General features: G+C 35.9%; 1 tRNA gene. It reads left to right on the forward strand.

Annotated features, from left to right (window positions below):
• Window position 1: 1 nt before the first annotated feature.
• Window positions 2-76: transfer RNA gene (locus IPZ60_RS14125), tRNA-Gly, on the forward strand.
• The last annotated feature ends 439 nt before the right edge of the window (window positions 77-515 follow it).

The raw sequence follows: 515 nt of genomic DNA on the forward strand, positions 1-515 counted from the left end.
AGCGGGAATAGCTCAGTGGTAGAGCATAACCTTGCCAAGGTTGGGGTCGAGAGTTCGAATCTCTTTTCCCGCTCCAAATATGGCTTGAAAAAGCACTAAAACCCTTACTTCTTAAATAGGAAGTGAGGATTTTTTTTGCCTGAATTTCGGGCTTTTAGAGAAATTCTTGAAATATCTTTTTGAATATAGTTAAATCTAACTACTCAAATAAAAATCCCGTTTTTATGACGGTGCCCAGACTGTACCCTGCCCTAAAATATCAAATACATAATTGACCACAAACTAGCTATTCTTGGCTAAAAAACCATCATGGCATCTAACCAATAAAATTTGGCACTATGAGGATGATTTTTTAACCCAGCCTCAATTTTGCCAAAAACACAATGTCAGCATACTTTCGATCATAGAAACTATAATTTCCATATTTTATTCAAAACAGTAAACCAGTTTTTTGACGTGATCTTTTCAATCAATTGATCAGAGAAGTGTCGTTGCTGCATCCGCTCAATTAACAT

This window comes from Psychrobacter sp. NG25, assembly GCF_015234355.1.
Classification (GTDB): domain Bacteria; phylum Pseudomonadota; class Gammaproteobacteria; order Pseudomonadales; family Moraxellaceae; genus Psychrobacter.